Source organism: Streptomyces sp. NPDC086554 (assembly GCF_040686095.1).
Lineage (GTDB): Bacteria > Actinomycetota > Actinomycetes > Streptomycetales > Streptomycetaceae > Streptomyces.
Genome location: NZ_JBFBJK010000021.1, coordinates 143,894 through 166,714, shown reverse-complemented (window position 1 = coordinate 166,714; position 22,821 = coordinate 143,894). Strand labels below are relative to the sequence as shown.

At 70.4% G+C, this 22,821-nt stretch carries 19 protein-coding genes; 12 read left to right on the top strand and 7 right to left on the bottom strand.

Annotation, left to right across the window (positions count from 1 at the left end; all coding sequences use genetic code 11):
* Nucleotides 1–14 precede the first annotated feature (14 nt).
* From AB0O76_RS31200 to AB0O76_RS31160, 9 genes are all read left to right on the top strand, one after another.
* Complete coding sequence (locus AB0O76_RS31200; protein ID WP_365497788.1) at nt 15–866, top strand: RimK family alpha-L-glutamate ligase; 852 nt, start codon at nt 15–17, stop codon at nt 864–866.
* On the top strand, nt 863–1,918 hold the full coding sequence (gene argC / locus AB0O76_RS31195) for an N-acetyl-gamma-glutamyl-phosphate reductase (protein ID WP_365497785.1): 1,056 nt from the start codon (nt 863–865) through the stop codon (nt 1,916–1,918). Before AB0O76_RS31200 ends, argC begins: the two co-directional genes overlap by 4 nt.
* Nucleotides 1,915–2,703, top strand: coding sequence for an acetylglutamate kinase (locus AB0O76_RS31190; protein ID WP_365497782.1), 789 nt, complete (start codon nt 1,915–1,917; stop codon nt 2,701–2,703). The genes argC and AB0O76_RS31190 overlap by 4 nt, the downstream gene beginning before the upstream one ends.
* A gap of 72 nt (nt 2,704–2,775) precedes the next feature.
* Entirely contained in the window at nt 2,776–3,339 is a 564-nt protein-coding gene (locus AB0O76_RS31185; protein WP_365497779.1) for a gamma-glutamyl-gamma-aminobutyrate hydrolase family protein, read from the top strand.
* A gap of 52 nt (nt 3,340–3,391) precedes the next feature.
* Complete coding sequence (locus AB0O76_RS31180; RefSeq protein ID WP_365497775.1) at nt 3,392–4,537, top strand: Glu/Leu/Phe/Val dehydrogenase dimerization domain-containing protein; 1,146 nt, start codon at nt 3,392–3,394, stop codon at nt 4,535–4,537.
* Nucleotides 4,534–6,186: an AMP-binding protein gene (locus tag AB0O76_RS31175; RefSeq protein WP_365497772.1), complete on the top strand. Its 1,653-nt coding sequence runs from the start codon at nt 4,534–4,536 to the stop codon at nt 6,184–6,186. Before AB0O76_RS31180 ends, AB0O76_RS31175 begins: the two co-directional genes overlap by 4 nt.
* 155 nt (nt 6,187–6,341) lie before the next feature.
* Entirely contained in the window at nt 6,342–7,646 is a 1,305-nt protein-coding gene (locus AB0O76_RS31170) for a pyridoxal phosphate-dependent aminotransferase (protein ID WP_365497769.1), read from the top strand.
* Between the two features lie 39 nt (nt 7,647–7,685).
* Complete coding sequence (locus tag AB0O76_RS31165; protein WP_365497766.1) at nt 7,686–8,579, top strand: fumarylacetoacetate (FAA) hydrolase; 894 nt, start codon at nt 7,686–7,688, stop codon at nt 8,577–8,579.
* Nucleotides 8,580–8,765: 186 nt separating this feature from the next.
* Nucleotides 8,766–9,143, top strand: a complete 378-nt coding sequence (locus AB0O76_RS31160; RefSeq protein ID WP_365497763.1) for a MerR family transcriptional regulator — start codon at nt 8,766–8,768, stop codon at nt 9,141–9,143.
* Nucleotides 9,144–9,183: 40 nt separating this feature from the next.
* Here AB0O76_RS31160 and AB0O76_RS31155 read toward each other — a convergent pair whose 3' ends face one another.
* From AB0O76_RS31155 to aspS, 4 genes are all read right to left on the bottom strand, one after another.
* Nucleotides 9,184–9,780, bottom strand: coding sequence for a choice-of-anchor P family protein (locus tag AB0O76_RS31155; protein WP_365497760.1), 597 nt, complete (start codon nt 9,778–9,780; stop codon nt 9,184–9,186).
* Between the two features lie 38 nt (nt 9,781–9,818).
* Nucleotides 9,819–10,235 carry a M23 family metallopeptidase gene (locus AB0O76_RS31150; RefSeq protein WP_365497757.1) on the bottom strand — a complete coding sequence of 139 codons (417 nt, stop codon included), beginning with the start codon at nt 10,233–10,235 and terminating at the stop codon, nt 9,819–9,821.
* Nucleotides 10,216–11,448 (bottom strand): winged helix-turn-helix domain-containing protein, encoded by a 1,233-nt coding sequence (locus AB0O76_RS31145; RefSeq protein WP_365497754.1) that lies wholly within the window; start codon nt 11,446–11,448, stop codon nt 10,216–10,218. The genes AB0O76_RS31150 and AB0O76_RS31145 overlap by 20 nt, the downstream gene beginning before the upstream one ends.
* Nucleotides 11,449–11,574: 126 nt before the next feature.
* The gene (aspS, locus tag AB0O76_RS31140) at nt 11,575–13,362 is read right to left on the bottom strand and encodes an aspartate--tRNA ligase (RefSeq protein ID WP_365497751.1); all 1,788 of its coding nucleotides are present in this window, start codon (nt 13,360–13,362) and stop codon (nt 11,575–11,577) included.
* A gap of 162 nt (nt 13,363–13,524) precedes the next feature.
* Here aspS and AB0O76_RS31135 point away from each other — a divergent pair, with 162 nt between their 5' ends.
* Nucleotides 13,525–15,717 (top strand): SpoIIE family protein phosphatase, encoded by a 2,193-nt coding sequence (locus AB0O76_RS31135; RefSeq protein ID WP_365497748.1) that lies wholly within the window; start codon nt 13,525–13,527, stop codon nt 15,715–15,717.
* Here AB0O76_RS31135 and AB0O76_RS31130 read toward each other — a convergent pair.
* The 3 genes from AB0O76_RS31130 to AB0O76_RS31120 form a co-directional block, all read right to left on the bottom strand.
* A complete protein-coding gene (locus AB0O76_RS31130; protein WP_365497745.1) occupies nt 15,714–16,754 on the bottom strand; it encodes an AI-2E family transporter in 1,041 nt (346 codons plus the stop codon). The genes AB0O76_RS31135 and AB0O76_RS31130 overlap by 4 nt on opposite strands.
* A 121-nt stretch (nt 16,755–16,875) precedes the next feature.
* Nucleotides 16,876–17,847, bottom strand: coding sequence for a pirin family protein (locus AB0O76_RS31125; protein ID WP_365497742.1), 972 nt, complete (start codon nt 17,845–17,847; stop codon nt 16,876–16,878).
* Nucleotides 17,848–17,968: 121 nt separating this feature from the next.
* Nucleotides 17,969–18,460 carry an SseB family protein gene (locus AB0O76_RS31120; protein WP_360775482.1) on the bottom strand — a complete coding sequence of 164 codons (492 nt, stop codon included), beginning with the start codon at nt 18,458–18,460 and terminating at the stop codon, nt 17,969–17,971.
* Nucleotides 18,461–18,605: 145 nt separating this feature from the next.
* Here AB0O76_RS31120 and AB0O76_RS31115 point away from each other — a divergent pair, with 145 nt between their 5' ends.
* Both AB0O76_RS31115 and AB0O76_RS31110 read left to right on the top strand, forming a co-directional pair.
* Nucleotides 18,606–20,432: an acyl-CoA dehydrogenase gene (locus AB0O76_RS31115; RefSeq protein WP_365497738.1), complete on the top strand. Its 1,827-nt coding sequence runs from the start codon at nt 18,606–18,608 to the stop codon at nt 20,430–20,432.
* Nucleotides 20,433–21,446: 1,014 nt separating this feature from the next.
* Nucleotides 21,447–22,760, top strand: coding sequence for a M18 family aminopeptidase (locus tag AB0O76_RS31110; protein WP_365497735.1), 1,314 nt, complete (start codon nt 21,447–21,449; stop codon nt 22,758–22,760).
* Nucleotides 22,761–22,821 lie beyond the last annotated feature (61 nt).

Here is a 22,821-nt window from a genome sequence, read left to right as displayed (position 1 = left end):
GCAGGAGTCCCTTCATGGGCAAAAAGATCGCCATTGTGGCGGACCGGATCGGCTGGGAGGAACGACAGCTGATCCATACGGCGCCGAACTCCGGCCTGGACATCGAGTGGATCAACGACGAGTCCCTGTGCCTCGGGGACCCGGACGCGCCGCAGCTGGGCGACTACGACGTCGTTCTCATCCGCAGCCGCAGCTACACCCGCGGCGGCCTGCTGGCCACCCAGGCCGAGGCATCGGGCATCCGTACCCTGAACTCGGCCGCGGCCATCCAGGCCTGCGAGAACAAGCTGACCCTACGCACCGTGCTGCGCAACGCGGATGTGCCGGTGACGCAGTTCCGGCTCGTCCTCTCCCGCCAGGACTTCGACAAGGCGCTGGAGGAGCTGCCCCTGCCGCTGGTGCTCAAGCCCGTCTTCGGCGGGATGGGCAAGCGGGTGGCGCTCATCCGTGACGCCGACACGGCGCAGTCCCTCTACGACTACGTCGAGGACCTCGGGCACGGCTTCGAGCAGGCCTGCCTGGTGGAGCCGTTCCTGGACAGCGGCACCTCGATCCGCTGCTTCGTCGTCGGCCGCGAACTGGTCGCCGCCGCCGAGTTCCAGAGCGCCGGAAGCGACTGGCGCAGCAACGCCGCCCTCGGCAACCGCAACCGGGCCCTGGACCACGACCCCGCGCTCGCGAAGATCGTGGACAGCGTCGTGAACGAGCTCGGCGAAGGCATCTACGGCATCGACCTCTTCAGCACGCCCGAGGGCCATGTCGTCAACGAGGTCAACCACGCGCCGGCCTTCAAGACCATCGCCCAGGCGACCGGAGTCGACATCCCCTCCGCCATCAGCCGCTATCTGCAGGAGATCCTCGCATGATCCGGGTAGGCATAGTCGGCGCCTCAGGATTCGCCGGCGGTGAACTGATCCGCCTCATCGGCCAGCACCCCGAGCTGGAACTGACCTTCCTGGGCGGGTCGTCGAACATCGGCAGGCGCCCCGCCGAACTCCATCCGGGGCTGCGCCAGGACCTGGGCCTGACCGTCGAGGCCGCCACCACGGACCTCTCCGCGAGGTGCGACGTGGTGCTCCTTGCCACGCCCGCCGAGGTGTCGGCCGAACTCGCCCCGGCCCTGGCCGAACAGGTCCCGTGCGTGATCGACCTGAGCGGCGCCTTCCGCATCCGCACCCCCGAGCTCCACGAGCGGTGGTACCCCAAGGTCGCGCGGCAGGCCGAACTGGCCGACCGCTTCGTCTACGGTGCCCCCGAGCTCGTCGGGGACCAGATGGTGGGCGCGTCGCTGATCTCGCTGCCCGGCTGCTACGCCACCGCGATCACCCTGGGCCTCGCACCGCTGACCCTCGCACTCGGTCTCGATCTCAAGACCGTGATGGTGGACGGCAAGAGCGGTTCCAGCGGCAGCGGCCAGCAGCTGCGCACCCCCGGCCTGCACCCCTACCGCAACGGCGCCATCACGCCGTACGCACCCGTCGGGCACCGGCACGCCGCCGAGGTCGGCGACTTCCTGCGGCGCGGCAAGCCGGGCACGATCGGCTCGCTGACGATGTCGGCCTACGGGGTGTCGCACGTGCGGGGACTGCTCGCCAGTTCCTATGTGCTCACCGACGACGAGGTCGACGGCCGCGAGTTGCAGCGCGCCTACGTGCGCTTCTACAAGGAGCACCGTTTCGTCCGCGTACGCAGGCACAACGAGACGATGATCCCGGTCCCCGACCCGCAGGCGGTCCTGGGATCCAACTACTGCGACGTGACCGTGCTGCACGACCCCGACGGGGGCCGCATCGTCGTCCTTTCCGCCCTGGACAACCTGCTCAAGGGCGCGGCGGGCCAAGCCGTCCAGGCGGTCAACAAGCGCTTCTCGCTTCCGGAAGAGATGGGTCTTACGATGCAGCCGCTGGTGCCGGCATGAGCAACATCCCCACAGTGGTCAAGCTGGGCGGCAGCTGCCTGGACGACATGTCCCGGGCCTGGTGGGACGACCTGGCCGAGCACGGCCGCAGCCACCCGCTGGTCCTGGTCCACGGCTGGTCCAAGCCGCTGAAGCAGCTGAGCTCCCGCTACACCGATCCGTCGGCCGTCCTGCGCGACCGCTACGGCAACCAGAGCCGGTGGACCACCCCCGAGGTGATCGCCGACATCAAGACGGTCAGCGACACCATGGGCGAGCAGGTCTTCGCCCTCCTCGAGAAGCGGGGCATCACCGCCGAACGCGTCCTGGGCAGCGACGGCCTGGTCCAGGCGGGCCAGGGCGAGCGCTGGTGGTGGCGCGAGAAGCAGCTCGTCGAACTCGACAACCTGGTGGGCCCCATCACCGATGTGAACCCCGGCGCGCTGAAGAACCCGCGGGCGGGCCACTGCCACCTGGTCACGCCGCTGGCCCGCAACACGGACGGCAAGGTGGTGAACACCGACGCCGACCGGGCTGCCGCCGCCATCGCGGGCGCGACCGAGGCCACCTCCCTGACGCTGGTCACCGACGTCGCCCACCTGCTGATCGACGGGCAGCCGGTGCGGCAGATCACCGCCGAGGCCGCGGCCGAGTTCCGCGACCGCGGCGCCACCGGCGGCATGCGCAAGAAGCTGCGGGCCGCCGGCGAGGCCCTGGAGCGGGGCGTCGACCGGGTCATCATCGGCAGCGCGCCCGTCTCGGAGCTGCTCGCTGAACGCACCGGAACCGTCATCACCCGTACGTGAGACGCCCCTCTTCTCCGGCCCGCGCGGCCGGGCGAAGGCAGCACACACACCTCAGCGACAGGAGCAGAGCACGTGGCGACATCCCGGGTTCTCGTGGTGAACAACGGAACCCTTTCCCTCAAGCAGCTGCGCAAGCGCTTTGAACAACTGGGCTCCGAGACCGACACCGTCGACGCCGCTTCGGTGCCCGACCGCCTTGATCCCCGCTACCAGGCCATCGTGCTGAGCGGAACCAAGGTGCGGGCCTACGACAGCGACTACTACAGGCCCCTCATCGATCTCGTCATGGGGGCCGACGTCCCGGTCTTCGGCATCTGCGGCGGCATGCAGATCATCGCCGTCGCCAACGGCGGGCAACTGGCCGAGGGCCCGCAGCGGGTCGGCGGCTACGACGTGCAGGTCGACAAGGAGGAGCCCCTCTTCTCCTACGTCAAGCCGACCGTGACGGTCTTCCACCGCCACACCCTGTACCTGCAGGGGGCCCCGGCGGGCTTCCGCTCCATCGGACGCTCCGAGTACGCCCCCGTCGAGTTCCTCCGCTCCGACGACGGCCGGATCTTCGGCGCCCAGGCCCACCTCGAATTCCGTGCCGACGGAATGGAAATCCTGCGCGGCTTCGCCGACATCTACCAGTGACCCCCAGCAGCACCCACTCAACCGCTTCGAACCGATCACGAGGTCCATGGCAATGAACGCTCCGAACGAAATCCCACCGCTGGAAGAACCCCAAGAGCCCCAAGACCCCGCCTTCACCGTGTCGTTGAACGGCAGCGGCGGGCCCCTCAAGGGCTGGGTCGTGGTCGACTCGCTGCACGACGGCCTGGCCATGGGCGGCACCCGGATGACCACCGGGGTCACCGAGGAGGAGGTGGCCGGTCTCGCCCGCGACATGACCCACAAGTTCACGCTCGCCGGGCTGCCCATCGGCGGTGCCAAGGCGGGCATCGTCTCCGACGGCAGCGACCGCGAGGAGACCTTCCGTACCTTCGGCCGCACCGTCAAGCCGCTGCTGCACGGCGGCATCCACCTCGGCATCGACATGGGCGTCACGCCCGCTGACCGTGCCGTCTTCTTCGACGAGGCGGGCTACGACCCGCGCTTCCGGCAGGGCGCCCCGGACATGCCGATCGACTGGCGCACCTACTACGAGCCGCTGATCGACTGCACCGGTCACGGCGTCGGCGTCGCGGCGCTCACCGCCCTGGAGGCCGGCGGCCGCACCGAGTCCGCCCGGGTCGTCGTGCAGGGCTTCGGCGCGGTGGGCCGCGCGGTCGCGCGGTTCCTCGAGGACCGCGGGCATGTGATCGTGGGTGTCGCCGACATCGCGGGCACCCTCAGCGCGGACCGGCTGCCGGTCGCCGAACTCATCGCGATCACCGACGAGTTCGGGCGGATCGACCGCTCCAGGCTCCCGCAGAACGTGACAGTGTCGACGGAATCGGACGCCTGGCTCGACGTCGACGCCGACCTGCTGATCCTCGCGGCACAGAAGTACGCACTCAACGCGGACAACGTGCACCGACTGCGCGCCGGCCTGGTCGTCGAGGGCGCAAACCTCGCCTCCGGCGCCGAGGCGAAGGAGAAGGCGCGGGCCTCCGGCGCCACCCTGGTTCCCGGCGTGATCGCCAACATCGGCGGGGCCGCGTCGGCCGCCCTGGCCGTCACCCGGGTCGTCCCCTTCGACCTGTCGGCTCCGGCGCGCAAGGAATGGGTCTTCGACTGGGTCGGCGACCGCGTGCGGCAGAACACCCGAGACCTCCTGGAGATCGCCGCGGCGAGCGCGGGCGACCCGCTGCCGCAGCTGCTCACCGCCCGCAGGAAGGACCGCCGATGACCACCGCCATACACACCGGCCCGACATCGGACTCCTGCGAGGACCGTGCGGCCGAGTACCGGCGGCGCGGCTGGTGGCGGGACGAGACCTTCCTCGACGACCTGCGCCACCAGGCGGCCAGGCGCCCGCACAAGCTGGCCGTCGCGGGACGCCGCGTCAACCAGGGCCGCACCGACACCCTCGACTACACCGAGCTCGCCCAGATGACCGAGCGCTTCGCGGGGGCCCTGCTCGAACTCGGCGTGCGGCGCGGCGACTTCGTGGCCGTGCAGCTGCCCAACCGGTGGGAGATGGCGCCCCTCCTTTTCGCCTGCATACGCGTCGGCGCGGCCATCTGTCCGATCTCGCCGATCTGCGACGAGGAGGAGCTGCGCCACCGCCTCGAACTGACCGAGGCCCGCGTGTGCGTCACCGTCCCGGAGTGGGACGGCACCCCCCTGGCCGACATCGTCACACGGCTGAGCACCGAAGTGGCCTCCCTGGAGCAGGTCGTGGTGGTCGGCGGCCGGGCCCCCGAGGGCGCCCGCGACTTCCACGAGCACTTCGTGGGCGTCAACTGGGAGGAGCGGCACGCCACCGCCCTTCAGGGCCGCGAGCTGCGGCCGGACGACCCGTTCGTCGTGCTGTTCACCTCCGGCACCACGGGCCTGTCCAAGGGCGTGCTGCACAGCCAGAACACGATCCACTCGGCGGTGCGCGGCTACGTCGACACCTTCCTCCTGGACGAGACCCTGGTCGCCGCGGTGTCCACGCCGCTGGTGCACTACTCCGGCTTCGGCCAGGGCATCCTCGCCAGCGTCATGCTGGGCGGCACCATCGCCTTCCAGGACGTCCGCAAGAACGAGGTCCTGCTCGACCTGGTGGAGCGGTACGGCGCCACCCTGCTCTACGGGCCGCCGCCGACCCTGATGGACATCGCCGAATCGCTGCGCGCCGACAGGCGGGAGGTCAACACACTGCGCCATGTGGTGACCGGCTCGGCGCCGGTGCTGCAGCCGCTGGTGGACGAGCTCCGCGACACCCTGGGCGTGCGGACGTACTCGCTGTGGGGCATGTCGGAGAACGGCCCTGTGACCATCACCAAGCTCGACTACGACCAGGACTGGGCGGCGCACAGCAACGGCCGTCCCATCGATGCGATGGAAATCCGCATCGACAACTGCAAGAACCCCGACGAGCGTGCCTCCGTGGGCCGCCTGCGGGTGCGCGGCGCCTCACTCGCCCTCACGTACCACAAGCGCGACGACCTGTTCGCGGCCGAACTCACCGAGGACGGCTGGTTCGACACGGGCGACGTGGCGCGCGAGGACGGCCGCGGCGGCATCCGCGTCCTGGGCCGGGCCAAGGACGCCATCATGCGCGACGGCGTCGTCGTCCCCATGGCCGAACTCGAGTCGACCATCGCACGCCACCCCAAGGTCTCCGAGGCCGCGCTGGTGGGCCCGACCGGCCAGGTCACCGACGAGATCCTCGCGGTCCTCGTGCACAACGGCGGCGACAAGCCCTCACTGGAGGAGATCCGGGGGCACCTGCGGGGCGCGGACACGCCCGAGCGGTTCTGGCCGGACCGCGTGGTGGTGGTCGACAAGCTGCCCAAGACCCTCACCGGCAAGGTCCGCAAGGCCGAACTGCGCAAGCTCTACGGCTGAGTGCTCCGCGGAAATCCGGTACTCGTCCGCAGATCCGCAGATCCGCAGATTCGTCGTGGCTGGTCGCGCTCGCGCCGCGGATCCGCACGTCGATACAGCCCCGCGCCCCTTCGCGGCACGGAGACCCGCCCGCCAACCGACCGTTGGAGTCAGCCATGCCCAAGACCGCCCCGGTGACCATGTCGGCGACTCTCGCCGCCGACGAGGCCATCGCCCGCCGACGCCAGGCCGGAGAGCAGGTGATCTCCATGGCCAGCGGGGAGATCGGACTGCCCGTCCTTCCCGCACTGCGGAAGAAGCTCGCCGAGGCTGCCGGCCGCAACGCCTACGGCCCCGTGGCCGGCAGCCTCGCCCTGCGCACCGCCGTCGCCGGCTACTGGCAGCGGCGCGGCCTGGCCACGGACCGCGACCTGGTCGTGTGCGGGCCCGGCAGCAAGCCCCTGCTCTTCGGACTACTGCTGGCCGTCGGCGGTGACGTAGTGGTCCCCACGCCCAGCTGGGTCAGTTACGCCGCCCAGGCCAGACTGATCGGCGTACGGCCCATCGCCGTCCCGATCCTGCCCGGCCAGGGCGGCGTACCCGACCCCGACCTGCTGCGCGAGGCGGTCACCGCGGCCCGGGGCGCCGGGCACGACCCGCGGTCCGTCGTGGTCACCACGCCGGACAACCCGACCGGCACCATCGCGGCGCCCGACACCGTACGCCGCCTGAGCGAGGCGGCCAGGGAACTCGATCTCGTCATCATCTCCGACGAGATCTACTGCGACCTCGTCTTCGACACGGCGGCGACCCCGGCCGTGTCCCCGGCGGTGTACGCCCCCGAACGCACCGTGGTCACCACCGGACTCACCAAGAACCTGGCGCTCGGCGGCTGGCGGATCGGAGTCGCCAGGCTTCCCGACAGCGATACCGGCCGCGAGCTGCACAGTCGGCTGTCCGGCGTCGCGAGCCAGATCTGGTCCAGCCCCGCGGCGCCGGTCCAGGAGGCTGCCGCCTACGCCTTCGGGGAGCCGGACGACGTGGTCGAGCACGTCGCGGCCGGCCGCCGGCTGCACGAGACGGTGGCCCACGCGATGTCACGGCGGTTCGCCGCCGCAGGCGCCGTGCTGCCACCGGTGACAGCCACCTGCTACCTGTACCCCGACTTCGAGCCGCTGCGCGACCACCTCGCGCAGGCCCACGGCGTGCACAACGGCGCCGAGCTCGCCCAACTCCTGGTCGAGCGCTACGGAGTGGGGCTGCTGCCGGCGAGCGCGTTCGGCGAACCCGATGCCTCGCTGCGGATGCGGGCCGCCACCAGCCGGCTGTACGGCGCCACCGACGAAGAGCGCACCACCGCCCTGAACGCCGCCGATCCGCTTGCTCTCCCCTGGATCCGGGCCTCGCTCGACCGCGTCGAGGAGGTCCTGGCCGACCTCCTAGCCCCGTCCGCCGAGCACGCAGGCACCCGCAGCGCCTGATCAACCGTCACCACCCCACCCGTAGAAGGGTCATCCATCATGTACATCCTGTTCGAGTGCGAGTACAAGGGCGCGCGGTACGCGGGCTTCGACAAGCCGACCCCCGGTCAGCCGCAGACCCTCTACAAGGTGTCCGACGGGCAGCTGCGAACGGCGTTCCTGACGGCCGACAACCTCGAGGCGGTCATCGCCGCCGTCACCGCGGACGCCGAGCAGATCACCGTCACCGCCGGGGACCCCGAGCTGCGCCACCTCCCGCCGCTGCTGCCCACCGCCACCGGTAACGCCCTGCTGAGCGGCTTCATGCGCACCCACAAGTCGAAGTTCGACACCGAGCCCGGCGAGGACGAGGAGTTCGTCGCCCCGAACTGGTTCTTCAAGGGCTTCGGTTCCTGGCTGAAGATGCCCGGCGAGACGCTCGTCGTTCCCGAGAAGCCGGTCGCGCTGATCGAGGAGCCCGAGATGGCTCTCGTCTACGTCAACGACGACGAGGGCAACCCGCACTACGTCGGCTACACCTTCGGAAACGACCTGTGCGACATCGGTCTGCACCGGCAGAACCCGGGCTGGAACCCGTACTGCAAGCTCTGCGACACCTCCATGGCCCCGTGGCTCTTCCTCGGCGAGCCGCCGCAGTCGGTGACCGGCCAGGTCACCATCGAGCGCGACGGCGAACCGGCCTGGGAGGGCAAGTTCTCCTGCGGCGGCGACTCGCTGTACTTCAAGGTCAAGGACATGGCGGATCACCTGTTCACGTATCCGGCGGTCCGCCGCCCCGGCCTGGTGAACTACGTGCTCCTGGGGGCCGACGAGGCCAGCTTCCACGACGGGTTCCGGATCGCCGACGGTGACCGGGTGACCATCGACGTGCAGAGCCACGACGTCGTCCTGTCGAACGTCATCCAGTACGGCGGTCAGCCCACGGCGGTCTGAAACCCCGCGTCCCGCGGCCTGCTCGCGCGGGCGGAAAGGACCTGCTCGACGCCCCGGACGCGCACTCCGGGTCGCCGAGCAGGTCCTCTTTGCGTTCCGTGACTTCTGCGTCCGCGGGGGAACAAGTTCCGCAAACCCGCTGTTGCCGCGAAGACCGCAACCCGCTGATCCAACGAGGTAGGTCACATGCGTATCGGAGAGCTGTCGGAGCGCACGCGCACGTCCCGCCGGCTGTTGCGCTACTACGAGGAGCAGGGGCTGATCGTCTCGCAGCGCTCGGCGAACGGCTACCGCCAGTACGACGCGCGCCTCGTGGACCGGGTGATGCAGATCAGGGGGCTGCTCGACGCCGGTCTTCCCACCCGGATCATCCGGCAGATACTCCCGTGTCTCGACAGTCCCCGGGCCATCCACTTCCCCGACGCCACACCGGAGATGCTCGCCGCCCTCAAGCTCGAACGCGACCGCATGACCGAGCGCATCGACTGCCTGACCCGCAACAGGGACGCCGTGGCCGATTACATCGACGTCGTGCAGAACTGCGGTGCCTCGCAGGCCGCTTGATGCAGCGAGTCACATCCGATCAGGTTGCCCGTAACCGGCACTACACGCAGTCGTGCGCGCTGCTGGTGCTCGAACCGATCACCACGTCCGCGCCCGCCACGGTCAGCTTCAGGCTGACGCTGCCCTTCGCCGCGTCACAGCTGCTGGACGACGTCGAGGTGAGCCCGGAGATGCCGATGACCGGGAGGCCGGGCAGGCCGATGGACGCGTCGGCCACGGTCGACGTCGCCGTCGCGGCGCTCGGGCCGACCTCGGTGACGACCTTCGCGCACAGCGCGTCGGCGTTCAGGACGATCGCGCTGACACCCTGTCCGCACGCCGGGGCCTTCGTCTCCGCGCCCGCCGACCGTACGGTGCCGGTGTCCGGGGTCGGGTCGATGCCGACCGGGATGAGCGGGAGCGGGACCGTGGCCGCGAGGCCGTAGGAACGGCCCTCCACATGCTGGAGCTTCAGCTTCTCGCTGTCGTCGGACTTCGTGTACGCGTCGTCGCCCGCGAAGGCCGCGGTGAGCGGGACCGTGGCGTCGTCGGTCAGGGCCTGGTCCGCCACGTCGACCGTGCAGGTCGCGGCGCCCTTCGCGTCCGTCTTGCCCTCGCAGGTCTGGGCGGTGTCGCCGACCCCGAGCTCGAAGGCCACCTCCCGTCCCTCGACCGGCTCTTCGGAGTCCTTCGTCTTCAGGACGGCGGAGAGCTTGGCGGCGGAGCCGTTGGAGATGGACTTGTCGCCGGTGTAGGCGCGCCGTTGCCCGGGGTGAGCCGGTACTCCTTGCCCTGGATGACCGGGTAGACGAGCTCGTCCGGTCCGTCCTCGCCTCCCTCTGTGGGGTAGCCGTTGTCGTCGAAGTCGTACATCTGCTGGTAGTGGAGGTGCTCGACCATGTCGGGGTCGGGGGATACGTGGCTCGCCGTTCCGATCCAGTCACCCGCCTCGACCGTCTCGCCCTCCGGCACCCGGTCGCTCATGTGGAGGTACTGGGAGAACCAGCCGTTGCCGTGGTCGATGTGCACGCCTCCGGGCTCGACGTGCGACACCTCGCCGCCCGCGGACGCCACGACATCGGCCCCCTCCGTCTCACCCTCCGTCCACTGCATGTCGATGCGCTTCTGCTCCTGGCTCCCGTCCTCCGGGCCGTGACCCTCGTACGTGAACATCGCCCACGTCTGACCGCACGTGAACGGAGCCAGGAAGTTCGGCCGGTTGTCCGGCGGATCCTCCGCTACCGCCGTCGGCATGCTCAGCACACCCGCCGCCAACACCCCGCCCAACACCACAGCCATACGTCTCTTCACAGCGTCCCCTCCCCATCAGCCATGCGCCACTTGGTGTGACCATGACCATTGGAGAGGAAGCGGAACCGCCACGACCAGGGGATTGCATCCTGCTGCAAACGGAAGCTTTGCCCCAGGCTGAGCGCGCCAACTCCCCGTCGCGCCCCGCGAGTTCCCTGCCGAGCCGGGTGGCCGCGTGCAGCACCTCGCCGCCCTGCCGCGCACTCGTGACAAGACCCGCGTCCCGCAGCGCCGCCGCGTGCCTGCTCGCGCTCGCCACCGATACGCCTATCCGCAGGGCCAGTTCACTGGTCGAGCAGGGGTGGACCAGGGCCCGGATCGCCAGCGCGCGGGTGCGGCCGAGCACCGGGGTGAGGCCGTCCGCCCGATCGGCGGGGCGCGGGCCCGCACCGCTCACCGGATACACCAGGACCGGGGGCAGCTCCGGGTCGATCAGCGTCACCGGCGTCGCGCAGAAGAAGGACGGGACGAGGGTGATGCCCCGCCCGGCGAGGTGCAGGTCCCGGTCGACGGGATAGTCGGCGGTCAGCACCGGCCACGCCCACCGGACCGTCGGCGAGAGGACGCCGAGCAGCTTCCCGACCCCGCCGTCCAGGACCCGGCGCCCGCACACGAGCTCCCGGCGCCGCTCGCGGTCGCCGTCGGCCAACTGACGTACCCACAAGGGGCGTTCGCGTACCCGGAAGGCCGAGGCGAGGTCGTCGGCGAACATCCGGCGGCCGCCCCCCGCGATCAGGTCGAGCGCGTCGGCGAAGCCCAACTGCCCCGGTGGGGTGAGGAAGTCGGGGAAGTCGCCGTGCGGCGGCACGAGTGTCGTCAGGCAGTGCAGCACGGCCCGCAGGTCGCGGGTGCGCAGCCGGTCGCGTACGTGTCCGAGCCAGGGCCCGCAGCGCGCGACGCGCCGTGGCAGCTGGAGCCGGTGGAGGCTGATCGTCAGCTCCCACATGATGTCCGGGCGCGCCGCGACCGTCGTACGCGCCAGGTCCTGTGCCGTGAAGTGAATACGCAACGCCATGCCGTCCCCCGACCATGGTTATGCGAGCGAAGGCTGTCACCGTAAGTGGCGCCGATAAACGACTGATGGACGCGAAGGGCCCCGGGACCGTGCCGGTCCCGGGGCCCAACTGGCCTGCGCTCAGGCCTACTTGCTTTCGGCCTCGCCCTTGGCGGAGGCAACCGGCTTCCGCAGCGCGAGGTTCAGCTCGCGCAGTCGCGTCTCGTCCAGCTCGGTCGGCGCGCCCATCATCAGGTCCTGCGCGTTGCCGTTCAGCGGGAACGCGATCGTCTCGCGGATGTTCGGCTCGTCCGCGAGGAGCATCACGATGCGGTCGACGCCGGGGGCGATGCCGCCGTGCGGCGGGGCGCCGAGGCTGAAGGCGCGGAGCATGCCCGCGAACTCCTGCTCGACCGTCTCGCGGTCGTAGCCCGCGATCTCGAAGGCCTTGATCATGACCTCGGGCTCGTGGTTGCGGATGGCGCCGGAGGACAGCTCGATGCCGTTGCAGACGATGTCGTACTGCCAGCCGAGGATGTCGAGGGGGTCCTTCTCCTCCAGGTCCTTCATGCCGCCCTGGGGCATCGAGAAGGGGTTGTGGGAGAAGTCGATCTTGCCGGTGTCCTCGTCCTTCTCGTACATCGGGAAGTCGACGATCCAGCAGAAGCGGAAAACGCCCTCTTCGAAGTGGCCCGCGCGCTTGGCGGCCTCGACGCGCACCGCCGACATGATCTTGGAGACCTCGTCGAACTCGCCCGCGCCGAAGAAGACCGCGTGGCCGGGGGCGAGGGAGAGGCGCTTGGTCAGCTCCTCGACGTTCGCCTCCGTCAGGAACTTGGCGATCGGGCCCGCCAGCGAGCCGTCCTCGGCGACGCGCACCCAGGCAAGGCCCTTGGCGCCCTGCTCCACGGCGTAGTCACCGAGGCCGTCGAAGAACTTGCGGGACTGGGACGCCGTGTCCGGGACCGGCAGTGCACGCACGTGCTTGCCCGCGAAGGCCTTGAACTCGGAGTCGGCGAAGATGTCCGTGATGTCGCTCAGCTCGAGCTGCGCGCGCAGGTCCGGCTTGTCGTTGCCGTACTTCAGCATCGACTCGCGGAACGGGATGCGCGGGAAGGGTGACGTGACGTGGCGGCCGTTGCCGAACTCCTCGAAGAGCTCCGTCATCAGCTTCTCGATGGGCTGGAAGACGTCTTCCTGCTCCACGAAGCTCATCTCGACGTCGAGCTGGTAGAACTCGCCCGGCGAGCGGTCCGCGCGCGCGTCCTCGTCGCGGAAGCACGGCGCGATCTGGAAGTAGCGGTCGAAGCCCGAGATCATGAGCAGCTGCTTGAACTGCTGCGGGGCCTGCGGAAGCGCGTAGAACTTGCCGGGGTTCAGGCGGGACGGGACGACGAAGTCGCGGGCGCCCTCGGGGGACGTCGCGGCGAGGATCGGCGTCGCCATCTCGTTGAAGCCGAGGGCGACCATCTTCGAGCGGATCGAGGCGATCACCGAGGAGCGCAGCATGATGTTGCCGTGCATGCGCTCGCGGCGCAGGTCGAGGAAGCGGTACTCCAGGCGCCGCTCCTCGTTCACGCCGTCGTCCGCGTTGACCGTGAAGGGCAGCGGGGCGGCCGTGCCGAGCACCTCGACCTCGGCGGCCTCGATCTCGATCTCGCCGGTGGGCAGCTCCGGGTTCACGTTCTCCGCGCCGCGCGAAACGGCCTTGCCGTCGACCCGGACGACCGTCTCCTTGGAGAGCTTGTCCAGGACCTCGGCGGCCTTGGTGCCGGGGCGGGCCACCAGCTGCGTGATGCCGTAGTGATCGCGCAGATCGATGAAGAGGATGCCGCCCAGGTCTCGGCGATTGTGCAGCCAGCCGCTCAGCCGGACGTCGGAGCCGACGTCAGAGGCGCGGAGCTCGCCGCAGGTGTGGGACCTGTACCGATGCATCGTCGTTCATCCAGTCTTCGCGAATAGGGGAGAGAGCAGACAGGCACCAAGGCTACCGTCCGGGCGGAGATCGCTTTCCGTATTACCGTCGGGGGCACTCTCCGGAGGCTCCTCCGGCACCCTCGGTGGCGCCTTCTCCGCTGATCTTCCTAAAGTGGGTCAATGCGCACTGACGATCCCCCGCAGCAGGCGGGGGACGATCCCCTGCCTCCCGTACGGGACGTCCTGACCGCCATCGCGACCGGTCTGTGGCGCTGGGACAACGCATCCGGGACCGTCACGCTCGACGCGGAGGCGGCCCGGCTCCTCGGCCTTCCCGCACGCGCACAGACCCTCACGGAGGCGGGCGTGCGCTCCCGCTTCCACCCCGTCGACTGGAACGAGATCGACGGCATCGTCCAGCTCGCCGTCGCCGAGGGCACCCTCGCCGAGGCCCGCCTGCGGATCATGGACGAGCAGGGGCGGCGGGTCCTGCGCATCGTGCGCAGCCGCTCGAAGCCGATCGTGGACGCGGCCACTCATTCGTACGAGCTGATCGGCACCCTGCAGGAAGTGACCGAGCCCCCGCCGGGCGCCGCCCATCGCAGCCCCGTCACCGGCGACTGGCGCCGCTCCCGCGAGGCATTCCTGCTCGACGCGGGGCGGGCGCTGGCCGAGGCGGGGTCGACCGAGGAGGTGCTCCGGGTCGCGGGCGGGCTCTCGATGCCGGGGTTCTCGCCGGACGGGCTCGGGGTCTTCGGGGTCGAGGGCGACCGGCTCAAGGTCATCGGGCACCACGGGCACGGGCCGGGGGACGACGAGCCCTTCTCGATGCCGCTGGACACCGACTATCCGGCCGCCGAGGTGGTCCGCACGGGCCGCGCGGTGTACCTCTCGTCGCCGGAGGAGTACCACGAGCGCTATCCGGCGACCTGGCCGCTCGCGCAGCGCTTCGAGCGGCAGTCCTGGGCGTTCCTGCCGCTGACCGTGGCGGGCCGCACGATGGGCGCCTGGCTCGCGGCCTTCGCCTACCCCGTCTCGTTCACGCCGGACGAGCGCGCGGTCCTGACGACGGTGGCCCGGATGCTGGCGCAGGCCCTGTCGCGGGCCGGGGTCGCCGAGTCGGAGCGCGAGCTCACGGAGGGCCTGCAGCGCTCGATGCTGCCGCTGCTCGGGCCGCGGATCCCGGGGATGAGCGTGGCCGCGCGGTATGTGCCGACCGGCGGCGGGCTCCAGGTGGGCGGCGACTGGTACGACATGATTCCGCTGCCCAACGGCCGCATCGCGTTCGTCATCGGCGACGTACAGGGCCATGACGTGCGCGCGGCGGGCCTGATGGGGCAGCTGCGGATCGCCCTGCGCGCGTACGCGTCCGAGGGCCACCGCCCCGACGCGGTGCTCTCCCGTGCGACCCGCTTCCTCTCCGGGATCACGGACGGCATCACGGGCGGTTCGAGCGGCGACCCGCACAGCGCCGGGGCCGATCCCCGCTTCGCGACCTGCCTGTACGTGGAGGCCGACCCGGCCACCGGCGTCCTGGAGATGGCCCGCGCGGGCCACCCGGAGCCGGCGATACGGATGGCCGACGGAACGGTCGTGCAGCGCACCGCCGCGGGCGGCCTGCCGCTCGGCATCGACCCCGACGCGGACTACCCCACGACCCGGCTCGTCCTGGAGGCCGGCGAGACGATGCTGGTCTGCACGGACGGGCTCATCGAGACCGGCGGCCACGATCTGGACAGCGGCTGGACCCGGATCCGCAAGATCCTTGAGGAGTACGACGCCGCGGGCGACGGCGAGAGCGGCGACGGCCTCGAGGGGCTCGCCGACACCCTCGTACAGGCCGTGCACGGGCCCTCGTCGCACCACACCACGGGCCCGCTCGCGGACCGCCGCGAGGACGACATAGCGGTCCTGCTGCTGCGCAGGACCGGCCACCCCGAGCTGCGCACGGCCGCGCGCCGCACCGTCCTGACGGTCGCGCAGGCCGAGCCCGAGCGGATCGCCGGGGCACGGCAGCACGTCCGGGAACTCCTTCACGACTGGGCGGACCCCGATCAGGTCGACTCGGCGGTCCTGATGGTCTCCGAGATGGTCACCAACGTCCTGGTGCACACGGACGGCGACGCCCTGCTGGTCGCCGAGGTGACCGGGGAGCCGGGTGCGCGCCGGCTGCGGGCCGAGGTCTCGGACGGCAGCGACGACCTGCCCCACAAACGCCACCCCGGCGAGCTGGCCTCTTCCGGCCGGGGCCTGGTCCTGATGGAGCTGCTCGCGGACGCGTGGGGGGTGGATCCGCGGGGCGACGGGAAGAGCATCTGGTTCGAGCTGTACGAGGGGAACGACAGCCATGAAAGACCGTCCGGGGAGGCCTAGCCCGCGCCCTCCGCATACCGCCCCCGCAGCTCCGAGAACACCCCGAAGGCCGCCGCCGTCACCGGCACGGCGAGCAGCATCCCCAAGATCCCCGCCACAGAGGCCCCCGCGGTGATCGTCAGCATCACGATCGCCGGATGCATCTGCACCGTCCTGGACTGGATCAGCGGCTGCAGCACATGCCCCTCCAGGACCTGCACGGCAAGCACCACCCCCAGCGCCCACAGAGCGATGATCACTCCCCGGTCGGCCAGCGCGACGAGCACGGCGACGGCCCCGGAGATGAACGCCCCCAGGTAGGGGATGTACGCGCCGATGAAGACGAGCGCCCCAAGCCCCCACGCCCCCGGCACCCGCAGGATCAGCAGCCCCACGGTGATGCAGATCGCGTCGATGAGTGCGATGAGGGTGGTCCCGCGCATGAAGCCCTCGACCGCCTCGAAGGCCCGGCGGCCCATCGCCTCGACGGTGTCGGCGGTGCCGCCCGGGGCGAGCGAGCGCATGGACCCCAGGGCCCGGTCGGAGTCCCGCAGGAAGAAGAAGACGAGCAGCAGCGCAAGCACAGCCATGGCGATCATCTCGCCGACGACGCTCAGCCCGCTGATCACCCCGGACGCGGCGGATCCGCCGAACTTGCCGAGCAGATCCTTCGCGTTGGACGCCATGTCCTCCAGCGAGGTCCCGGCCGCCCCGAAGTGCTTCGACAGGTCGGTCGCGGCCTGCTTCAGGGAGGCGATGATCTGGTCGCCGGTGTCGATCAGGGCCTTGACCACGACGTACATCGCGCCGCCGACGACCGCGACGACGGCCGCGCAGGTCAGACCGGCGGCCAGCGAGCGCTGCACCTTCATCTTCAGGAGCCATCGGTAGACGGGCCCGAGGAGTGCCGTGCCGAGGAGGGCGAGCAGCACCGGCGTGACGGCCGTCTTGAAGATGATGACGAGCCAGATCGCCACGGCCGCCACGCCGGTGGCGAGCAGCAGGACGACACACCAGGCGGCGGTACGCCGTACGGGCTCGGGCAGAAGGGTGCTCACCCTCCCACCCGAGCACGGCCGCAAGGGCCCCGCACTTCATGTACGGCTACCTGCCGTGCACGGCGGGCACCTCCGGGGGAACCGCGATCCGCCCCGGCCCTTCCGCCACCCGCCGCTGGGCCTACAGCCCGCCCTCAGACATCCCGTGCACCGCCGGAATCGTCCCCAGGCGGCCCTTCTGGAAGTCGTCGAAGGCCTGCTGGAGTTCCTCGCGGGTGTTCATGACGAACGGCCCGTAGTGCGCCATCGGCTCCCTCAGCGGCCGGCCGCCGAGGAGGACGACCTCCAGGTCCGGGTGGTCGGATTCCTGCTTCTCGTCCGCGCGGACCGTCAGCGAGGAACCCGCTCCGAACACGGCCGTCTGCCCCATGTGCACGGGCCTGCGGTCCGTTCCGACCGAGCCGCGTCCTGCCAGCACGTAGGCGAGCCCGTTGAAGTCCGCGCGCCAGGGCAGCGTGATCTCCGCGCCGGGACGCAACGTCGCGTGGACCATCGTGATCGGCGTGTGTGTGATGCCGGGGCCCTCGTGGCCGTCGAGCTCGCCCGCGATGACACGGAGCAGCGCGCCGCCGTCGGGCGTGCTCAGGAGCTGCACCTGACCGCCACGGATGTCCTGGTAGCGCGGGTCCTTCATCTTGTCCTTGGCGGGCAGGTTGACCCACAGCTGAAGGCCGTGGAACAGCCCGCCGGACGCCACGAGCGACTCGGGCGGAGTCTCGATGTGCAGGAGACCGGAGCCCGCCGTCATCCACTGGGTGTCGCCATTGGTGATGGTGCCGCCACCGCCGTTGGAGTCCTGGTGCACGAAGGTGCCGTCGATGATGTACGTGACGGTCTCGAAGCCACGGTGCGGGTGCCACGGAGTGCCCTTCGGCTCCCCGGCGCCGTAATCCACCTCGCCCATCTGGTCCATCATGATGAACGGGTCGAGGTACTTGTAGTTGATCCCCGCGAAGGCCCGGCGCACCGGAAAGCCCTCGCCCTCGAAGCCGCTGGGGGCGTCGGTCACGGCGAGCACGGGGCGGGCCACGGCGTCGCCGGACGCGGCCACACGGGGCAGGGTCAGCGGGTTCTCGACGGTCACTGCGGGCATGTCGGTGCCTCCTTCTCGTACGCTCAGTTTAGTTGAACGTAGAACTTCTTGCCACTGGGAACGCGAGACGCCCGGAGGGCATTCCCTCCGGGCGTCATGGCGCTGTCAGTACGAGAAGCGGCTAGCCGTACATCCTCCGCATCGCGAAGTCGACCATCTGCTCGACGGCCTTCGCGTCGAAGACCATGCGGTGCTCGCCCTCCATGTCGAGCACGAAGCCGTACCCCGTCGGCAGGAGATCGATGACCTCGGCGCCCGTGATCACGAAGTACTTGGACTCCTTGCCCGCGTACCGCCGCAGCTCCTTGAGCGAGGTGAACATCGGGATCACCGGCTGCTGGGTGTTGTGCAGGGCGAGGAAGCCGGGGTTGTCGCCGCGCGGGCAGTAGACCTTGGACGTCGCGAAGGCCTGCTGGAAGTCCTCGGCGGACATCGACCCCGTGGTGAAGGCGCGCACCGCGTCCGCGAGGGACGGGGGTGACGGCTCGGGATAGAGCGGGGGCTGCTGGGCGTACCCGCCCGCGCCGCCGGGCATCTGCTGCTGCGGCGGCGGCTGGGCCCCCGGCGGGGCGTACTGCTGCTGGGCGCCAGGGCTCTGGTCGTAGCCGTACATGACCGCAAGAGTACTGAGCCCGCGCGAGTGCTGAGTCACAGATGACCCATTAGGGGTTGCTTCTTATTACTGGCGGGTAGCATCATCGTAGCTACTAGCTGGTACTGATCCCGTTGATCCCTTTTCTGCTTACGGAGCCGTCGCCATGGGGCACTACAAGTCGAATCTCCGCGACATCGAGTTCAACCTCTTCGAGGTGCTCGGCCGCGACAAGCTGTACGGCACCGGCCCGTTCGCGGAGATGGACGTCGACACCGCCAAGAGCATCCTCGACGAGCTGCGCAGGCTCGCCGAGAACGAGCTGGCCGAGTCCTTCGAGGACGCCGACCGCAACCCGCCGGTCTTCGACCCGGCCACCAACACCGCTCCCGTACCCGCGTCCTTCAAGAAGAGCTACCAGGCCTTCATGGACTCCGAGTACTGGCGCCTCGGCCTGCCCGAGGAGATCGGCGGCACGACCTCGCCGCGCTCGCTGATCTGGGCGTACGCGGAGCTGCTGCTCGGCGCCAACCCGGCGGTGTGGATGTACTCCTCCGGTCCGGCGTTCGCGGGCATCCTGCACGAAGAGGGCAACGAGGCGCAGAAGAAGATCGCCGCGATCGCCGTCGAGAAGCAGTGGGGCTCGACGATGGTCCTGACCGAGCCGGACGCCGGTTCGGACGTCGGCGCGGGCCGCACGAAGGCGACGCTGCAGGAGGACGGCTCCTGGCACATCGAGGGCGTGAAGCGCTTCATCACGTCCGGTGAGCACGACATGTCGGAGAACATCCTCCACTACGTCCTCGCCCGCCCCGAGGGCCACGGCCCCGGCACCAAGGGCCTGTCCCTCTTCCTCGTACCGAAGTACGAGTTCGACTGGGAGACCGGCGAGCTGGGCGCCCGCAACGGCGTGTACGCCACGAACGTCGAGCACAAGATGGGCCTCAAGGCGTCCAACACGTGCGAGATGACGTTCGGCGACCAGCACCCCGCCAAGGGCTGGCTGATCGGCGACAAGCACGAGGGCATCCGCCAGATGTTCATGATCATCGAGTTCGCCCGCATGATGGTGGGCACGAAGGCGATCGCAACGCTCTCGACCGGCTACCTCAACGCCCTTGAGTACGCCAAGGAGCGCGTGCAGGGCCCGGACCTGGCCCAGTTCATGGACAAGACCGCGCCCAAGGTGACGATCACCCACCACCCGGACGTGCGCCGCTCGCTCATGACGCAGAAGGCGTACGCGGAGGGCATGCGCGCCCTTGTCCTGCACACCGCGGCGGTCCAGGACGACATCCAGATCAAGGAGGCGGCGGGCGAGGACGCGTCGGCGCTGATCGCCCTGAACGACCTCCTCCTGCCGATCGTGAAGGGCTACGGCTCGGAGAAGTCGTACGAGCAGCTGGCGCAGTCGCTCCAGACGTTCGGCGGCTCGGGGTACCTCCAGGAGTACCCGATCGAGCAGTACATCCGTGACGCGAAGATCGACACCCTCTACGAGGGCACCACGGCGATCCAGGGCCAGGACTACTTCTTCCGGAAGATCGTCCGCAACCAGGGCGCCGCGCTGAACGGCCTCGCCGAGGAGATCAAGAAGTTCCTCGCGGTCGGCACGGGCGGCGAGGCGCTTGCCGGGGCCCGCGAGGAGCTGGCCAAGGCCGCGGTCGAGCTGGAGGCCATCGTCGGTGTCATGCTGACGGACCTCGCGGCGACGGAGCAGGACGTCAAGTCCATCTACAAGGTGGGCCTCAACACGACCCGCCTCCTGATGGCCTCGGGCGACGTCGTGGTCGGCTACCTGCTCCTGCGGGGCGCGGCGGTGGCCGCCGAGAAGCTGGAGACGGCTTCGGCGAAGGATGTCGCCTTCTACCAGGGCAAGATCGCCGCGGCCAGGTTCTTCGCCACGAACGTCCTCCCGGGCGTCGCCTCCGAGCGGAAGCTCGCCGAGGGCGTCTCACTGGACCTGATGGAACTGGACGAGGCAGCGTTCTAAGCCCCCATCACACCTCTGCGGCCCGCCTTCCCCTCTGGGGGGGGGCGGGCCGTGGTGTGTCCCCGGTGGCTTCCCCTCCGGGGGGAGGCCGCTGTGTGCACACGGCGGGCATCCCCTCCGGGGGGGCGGGCCGTGGTGTACCCCCGGCGGTGGCTTCCCCTCCAGGGGGGCAGGCCGTGGTGTACCCCCGGCGGGCACTCCCTCTGGGCAGGGCAGGCCGTGGTGTGCCCACGGCGGTGGCTTCCCCCTCCAGGGACAGGCCGTGGTGTACCCCCGGCGGGCATCCCCTCCGGGGGGCGGGCCGTGGCGTGCCCCCCGGCGGTGGCTTCCCCTCCGGGGACAGACCGTGGTGTACCCCCGGCGGGCACTCCCTCTGGGCAGGGCAGGCCGTGGTGTGCCCACGGCGGCCTGTCCCGCCGCCCCATCCCGGCGCTGCGCGCCGGACCTTCCCCGCCCGCCCACCCGATTACCCCGCGCCTGACGCCTCGCGCGGGCCACGCTGTCACTCGGCGTGGGCGCATTTGTCTGCGGATCCGCTCCCTCCTTCACGGCGCTGCGCGCCGGATTACCCCACCCACCCACCCGTTCACCCCGCATCTCCGGGCAAACGGGTGGGCGGGCGGGAGAGATCCGGCGCGGAGCGGCGGGACAGGGCGGGGCGGCGCTGCAGATGAAGGGCGGCCACCCGACGGACGCAGGGTAAACGGGTGGGTGGGCGGGGAAGATCCGGCGCGGAGCGGCGGGCAGGGCGGCGCCGCAGACGAAGGAGGGCCACCCGACGACGCGGGGTGAACGGGTGGGTGGGGAAGATCCGGTGCGGAGCGGCGGGGCGGTGCCGCAGGCGAAGGGCGGCCACCCGACGACTCAGGGTGAACGGGTGGGTGGGTGGGAGAGATCCGGTGCGGAGCGGTGGGGCGGCGGTGCAGGCGAAGGGCGGTACGGAGGACGCCGGGTACAGAACCTCCCGGTTCAGGCCCCCCGCAGGCCCCGGTACCGCTAGCTAGGCTGGAAGCCATGAGCACACCCGCCCGCTTCGACCGCGGCCACTCCGAAGACCTCATGTCCTTCCTGGCGGCGAGCCCTTCGCCGTACCACGCAGTGGCGAGCGCCGCGGAGCGGCTAGAGAAGGCCGGCTTCCGGCAGGTCGACGAGACCGAGGCCTGGGACGGGACGACCGGCGGGAAGGGCGGGAAGTACGTGCTGCGCGGCGGCGCCATCGTCGCCTGGTACGTCCCGGAAAGCGCAACCCCGCACACCCCCTTCCGCATCGTCGGCGCCCACACCGACTCCCCGAACCTGCGCGTGAAGCCGAGGCCGGACAGCGGCGCCCACGGCTGGCGGCAGGTCGCGGTCGAGATCTACGGCGGACCGCTGCTCAACTCCTGGCTGGACAGGGACCTCGGTCTCGCGGGCCGCCTCTCCCTGCGCGACGGCAGCACCCGGCTCGTGAACATCGACCGCGCCCTGCTCCGCGTACCGCAGCTGGCGATCCACATGGACCGCGGGGTCGTCGCCGACGGCCTCAAGCTCGACAAGCAGAAGCACATGCAGCCCATCTGGGGCCTCGGCGACGACGTGACCGACGGCGATCTGATCCGCTTCGTCGCGGAGGAGGAAGGGCTCGCCCCCGGCGACGTAACCGGCTGGGATCTGATGACGCACCCCGTCGAGGCGCCCTCCTTCCTCGGCCGCGACCGCGACCTGATCGCGGGCCCCCGGATGGACAACCTCCTGTCGGTGCACGCCTGTACGGCCGCGCTCGCCGCCGTGTCGACGGCGGACGACGCCGGCTCCCTCCCGTACATCCCCGTACTCGCGGCCTTCGACCACGAGGAGAACGGCTCGCAGTCCGACACCGGCGCGGACGGCCCGCTGCTCGGCAGCGTCCTGGAGCGTTCCGTGTTCTCGCGCGGGGGTTCGTACGAGGACAGGGCCCGCGCCTTCGCCGGGACCGTCTGTCTGTCCTCCGACACCGGCCACGCCGTGCACCCCAACTACGCCGAGCGGCACGACCCGACGCACCACCCGCGTGCCAACGGCGGCCCGATCCTCAAGGTCAACGTCAACAACCGGTACGCGACGGACGGCGCAGGACGCGCCGTGTTCGCCGCCGCGTGCGAGAAGGCCGGCGTGCCCTTCCAGAGCTTCGTGTCGAACAACTCGATGCCCTGCGGCACGACGATCGGCCCGATCACCGCGGCCCGGCACGGCATCAAGACGGTCGACATCGGTGTGGCGATCCTGTCCATGCACAGCGTGCGCGAGCTGTGCGGGGCGGACGATCCGCACATGCTGGCCAACGCGTTGGTGGCGTTCTTGGAGGGCTGAGTACCCTGGGGGTGTTCGAAACACGCACAACGACACAGGGGTTGAGGCCAGGTGGAGTTCC